5 protein-coding genes are annotated in these 5,094 nt (G+C 62.3%); 4 read left to right on the top strand and 1 reads right to left on the bottom strand.

Features of this window, described 5'->3' with window-relative positions:
- The 4 genes from R6V78_RS03080 to ade form a co-directional block, all read left to right on the top strand.
- The coding region (locus tag R6V78_RS03080) for a class I SAM-dependent methyltransferase (RefSeq protein WP_410287859.1) at positions 1–675 on the top strand (675 nt) is incomplete at its 5' end.
- A 10-nt stretch (positions 676–685) separates the two neighbouring features.
- Positions 686–1,270 carry an amidohydrolase family protein gene (locus R6V78_RS03075; RefSeq protein WP_410287858.1) on the top strand — a complete coding sequence of 195 codons (585 nt, stop codon included), beginning with the start codon at positions 686–688 and terminating at the stop codon, positions 1,268–1,270.
- 1 nt (position 1,271) lies between these two features.
- On the top strand, positions 1,272–2,591 hold the full coding sequence (locus R6V78_RS03070; RefSeq protein ID WP_410287857.1) for an amidohydrolase: 1,320 nt from the start codon (positions 1,272–1,274) through the stop codon (positions 2,589–2,591).
- Between the two features lie 21 nt (positions 2,592–2,612).
- Entirely contained in the window at positions 2,613–4,322 is a 1,710-nt protein-coding gene (gene ade / locus R6V78_RS03065; protein WP_410287856.1) for an adenine deaminase, read from the top strand.
- Between the two features lie 14 nt (positions 4,323–4,336).
- Here ade and R6V78_RS03060 read toward each other — a convergent pair.
- Positions 4,337–5,094: acyl-CoA thioesterase (locus R6V78_RS03060; protein ID WP_410287855.1), on the bottom strand; the 758-nt coding region annotated here is incomplete at its 5' end.

The raw sequence follows: 5,094 nt of genomic DNA, 5'->3' as shown, positions 1-5,094 counted from the left end.
GACGCGAGCCCACTCACCCCGAGGCCCCACACCATGCAAAATTACCTGGTAGCCCGCGACCCAACCCGCGTCACTCACAAAACCTACATTTCCGGAAACCCCGTTATCCGGGTCTGCCTGCAGCGGTTTTTAAACCGGGTCGCCGCGATCTGCTCGAAGAGCGCGGCGGCCGGGCTTTACGGGCTAGATGTGGGCTGCGGCGAGGGGCACATGCTGGGAGATCTCCAGCGGCGCGGCCTTTTGGGGCGGATGACCGCCGTCGACCTGGATGGCGACCGGATCGCCTTTGCCCGCGCCCGCTATCCCTTTTGCGATTACCAAACCGGTGATGTTCACCAGCTGGACTTTGCGGTCGGCACCTTCGACTACCTCCTGGCGGCGGAGGTGCTGGAGCATCTCCCCGACGCCCGGCGCGCGCTGCAGGAGCTCCGCCGGGTGGTTAAACCCGGCGGCCATCTCATCGTATCCGTGCCCCATGAGCCGTTCTTTCACTGGGGCAATCTCGCCAGGGGAAAATACTGGGATCGCGGCGGCCGAACTCCGGATCACCTCAATTTCTGGCGCCGTCGGGAGTTTGAAAGCCTGCTTGCGGAGTTCGTGGCCATTGAGCGACGCTTTGTCGCCGCGACCTTTCCCTGGCTGCTTTATCTCGGCAAATTTCACAACGCGGGGTGATGTCTACCGGATGGAAAAGCCCCTTTTAGCCCACCCCACCAAGTTCATCCTGTCGCTGCTGCTGGCCGCAGCCGTTGTGGCGCTGGCCGTATACAAAGGCCCCGAACTGCTCCAAAGCAACATGAAGCTGGCCTCCGGAGTCGCTCCGGTGGCCGACCTGGTGCAACGCGGGGTGTGCATCGGCCTGGGTACCGACGGCTGCTCCAGCAACAACAACCTGGATCTTTTCACCGAGATGGACATGGCCGCCAAGCTGCACAAGGCCAGTCGTCTGGATCCCACGGTAATGGACACCACCACCGTGCTGCGCATGGCCACCATTGACGGCGCTCGCGCGCTGGGACTGGATCAGGTCACCGGCAGCATCGAAACCGGCAAAAAGGCCGACATCATCGTCATCGACACCCGCAAACCGCACCTGACCCCCATGTACAACCCGGCGTCCCACCTGGTATACGCCGTCGGCGGCAGCGATGTGTGCGCCACCGTGGTAAACGGCAGGGTATTGATGAAAGACCGGCGGCTCCTGCACATGGATCTTGAAAAAATCATGGCCGACGCACGCCAGATCGCCAAAGCGATTCGGGACCGCTGACATGGATTTTGATGCGGTCATTCATAATGGCACCCTGGTCACCGTTGACGACCGGTCGCGGATTATCGAATCGGGATGGATCGGCATCCGCCGGGGCATGATCCGGGCGATTGAATCGGGGCCGCCGGATATGCCGCCGCCGTCGGCACATCTGACCATCGACGCGGCCGGCGGCATCGTCATGCCCGGGCTGGTCAACACCCACACCCACCTGCCCATGTCCCTGTTCCGGGGACTGGCCGATGATCTGCCCCTGATGGCCTGGCTCAACCAGCATATCTTCCCGGCTGAGTCCCGTTTCATCAAGCCCGAAACGGTGCACTGGGGCACACTGCTCGCCTGCGCGGAGATGCTGTTGTCCGGCACCACCTGCTGCTGCGGCGGCTATTTCTTCGAAGACGCAGTGGCCCGGGCCGTCGTTGAAGCCGGCCTGCGGGCCGTACTGGCCCAGGGGGTCATCGATTTCCCGGCACCCGGGGTTCCGGTTCCGGCGCAAAACGTTGCCCACGCCAGAAATTATGCCCGGCGGTGGAAGCATCGCAGCCACCTGGTCACACCGTCCATCTTCTGCCATTCACCTTACACCTGCAGGGACGGCACCCTGACTGCCGCCAAGGCGGCTGCCGACGAACTGGACCTGATCTTCCAGATTCATGTCGCCGAGACCCGCTTCGAACGGGATCAATCCATCCAGGAAAGTGGCCTGAGCCCGGTCGCACGCCTGGACCGCCTGGGTATTCTCGATCGCCGGACCCTGATGGCCCATTGTGTCTGGATCGACGCCGCGGATATGGCCACCATGGCCAAGCGAGGCTGTACCGTAGCCCATTGCCCGGAAAGCAACATGAAGCTGGCCTCGGGCATCGCACCGCTGACCGCGATGCGGGCAGCGGGAATAATCGTGTCATTGGGAACTGACAGCTGCGCCAGCAACAACAATCTGGACCTGTTCGGGGAAATGGGCACGGCCGCCAAACTGCACAAGGTGGCCACCGGCGACCCCACAGCGCTGAATGCAGCCAGTGTGCTGAAAATGGCCACACTGGACGGTGCCCGGGCCATCGGTTTGGCGGATCTGATCGGATCGCTGGAAACCGGCAAACAGGCGGACATCATCGTTATCGACGCCCATACCCCCCACCTGACGCCCCTGTACCACCCCAATTCTCACCTGGTTTATGCGGCCGACGGCGCCGACGTACGCCACGTGCTGGTGGCAGGCAGACAGGTGGTCGCGAACCGTCGGCTGCTGACGATCGACGTCGACGAAGTCATGGACCGGGTCAATGCCATCGCCCGCGATATCCGATCGCGCCTCTGACAAAAATGCAAAGGAATGCATATGGATCTGGCCCCCATCATCACCGCATCCCGGGGTGATGCCCCGATGGACCTGCTGCTGACCAACGCCAGGATCGTCAATGTCTTCTCCGGCCGCGTCATTGAGGGGTGTATCGCCGTCAAAGACGGCTATGTCGCAGGATTCGGCCGATACGACGCTGGCGAGACGATGGATCTGAAGGGCCGGTATGTGTCCCCCGGATTCATCGATTCGCACGTCCACATCGAAAGCGCCATGGTCTGCGTAAGCGAATTTGCCCGCGCCGTGGCACCGCACGGCACCACCACAGTGGTGGCCGATCCCCACGAAATCGCCAATGTGCTGGGTACGGCGGGCATCGACTACATGCTCCGATCGACCCAGGGGCAGCCCATGGACTGTCTCTTGGCCCTGCCATCCTGCGTCCCGGCAACGGAGATGGAAACCGCCGGCGCCCGGCTGACCGCCGGAGACCTTGAAGCCTTCATCAACCATCCGCGCGTGGTGGCGCTGGCCGAAATGATGAATTATCCCGGCGTGATCTACACCGATGCCGCGGTGATGGCCAAACTGACCATGGCCCGCACCCACCGACGCACCATGGACGGGCATGCACCGGGACTATCCGGCCGCCGGCTTTTTGCCTACACCTCCGCCGGCATCGCTTCGGATCATGAATGCACCCGGGCGGAAGAGGCGTTTGAAAAGCTGGAGCTGGGCATCCACATCATGGTGCGCGAAGGCACCTGCGCCCGCAACCTGGACGCCCTGTTTCCGGTCATCAACCGGGATACCTGGCGCCGGATGATGTGGTGCACCGACGATCGTCATCCCCACGACATCCTCTCCGACGGCCATGTGGACGCGGTGATTCGCAAGGCCGTGGCCCGGGGGCTGGACCCGTTGACGGCCATCCGCATGGGCACCATCAACCCCGCCGACTACTTCGGCATCAGGGATGCCGGGGCGATCGCCCCGGGGCGCAAAGCCAACCTGGTGGTCTTTTCCAACTTAGCGGACATCCAAGCCGAACAGGTGTTCTACATGGGACGGCCGGTGGCCGAAAACGGCAGTATGCTGCCGACCGTCCAGCGCCCGGACCCGGCAGCCGTGCCGCCTTCCATGCGTCTGGACCCACACGGTCTGGATTTTTCGATACCCGCCAGCGGCAGACGTATGCGGGTCATCGGAGCCATTGCCGATCAGGTGGTCACCCGCTGCGAAATCATGGACGTGTCTGAAAAAGACGGGTTGGCCGTCGTCGATGTGGCCAGAGATCTGATCAAAATGGCCGTGGTGGAGCGCTATACGGGGCAGGCGCGCACCGGCAAGGGGTTCGTGACGGGATTGGGGTTGAAGCACGGCGCCATTGCTTCCAGCGTAGCCCACGACTCCCACAACATCATCGTGGCCGGCGTCACCGATACAGACATGCAGGTAGCGGCAGCGGCCGTTGTAAAGATGGGCGGCGGCCTGTCCGCGGCCAGCGACGGCAGGATCCTGGCCAGCCTGCCCCTTCCCGTAGGCGGACTGATGTCCGACCAGCCGATGGAGACTGTCAGACGGCAAATGGCCGCGATGATCACAGCAGCCGGAAAACTGGGGGCTGCACTCCCCGATCCCTTCATGACCCTTGGTTTTCTGGCTCTGCCGGTTATCCCGGAACTGAAACTCACCGATAAAGGACTGGTTGACGTGACCCGGTTTAAGATCGTATCGCTTTTTTTATAGCCCGGCATGGCGGCTCACCCCGTTTGGCCGATTGCGTCATCAAACACCGCACGGACTTTGTCGGGAAAGGGCGCCGCCACCGGCCGCGCCTGTTCGTCGCGCAGGGTCCACACCGCCCGGTGCATACCGGTGGCAATTTTCAACCGCGAGCCGTCCGGCTCAAGGCGAAAGTAATCCAGGTGGAAAGTCACCCTGCACCTTTGCAGTGCCTTGATCGCCAGGGTGAGTACGATCCGGTCAAAGGGCATGCCCTCGCGCAGGTGGTCGACACGGCTTTCCAGGGCCAGCAGCTCGCCCATTTCCCCGACTCCATGGAAACATTCGGGGATCAGTTCATAGAAAAAACGATCCCGGATCTGGCCCTGCCATTCGTAGTAGTTGGCGTAGTAAATGTTTCCCACCAGGTTGGCGTGGGCCAGTGTGGTTTCAAAGCTCTGTTGGCGAACGATGGGGCGCACCACCGGTCCCGGAGGGGCCATGTATATGACCGGATCATCCTCCCCGTCGAAAAGGTGCCCCAAGGATTCCTGCATGGGTTCGAGGGTGTCGGGCGCATCGAACCGGGGGCACATATCTTCGATGAACTGGCCATAGTAGGCCGGGTAAGGAGCCACCCTGGCCACTCCCGGCCCCAGAATCTCCACCCAGGTGGTCTGCAGCCGGCAGTAGGCCAGGCGCTGGAAACAGCCAGCTTTGGTCAATTTGCGGAAATCGTAGGAAAGGGTCATGGTGGAATTCGCCGGTCCGCTGTTGTCGGAAACCCACATGAGAA

The sequence above is a fragment of the Desulfosarcina sp. genome (assembly GCF_046496365.1).
In the GTDB taxonomy this organism is placed as follows: Bacteria; Desulfobacterota; Desulfobacteria; order Desulfobacterales; family Desulfosarcinaceae; genus Desulfosarcina.
Note: the sequence above shows the minus strand (reverse complement) of the source record. Positions and strands in the feature narration are given on the sequence as shown.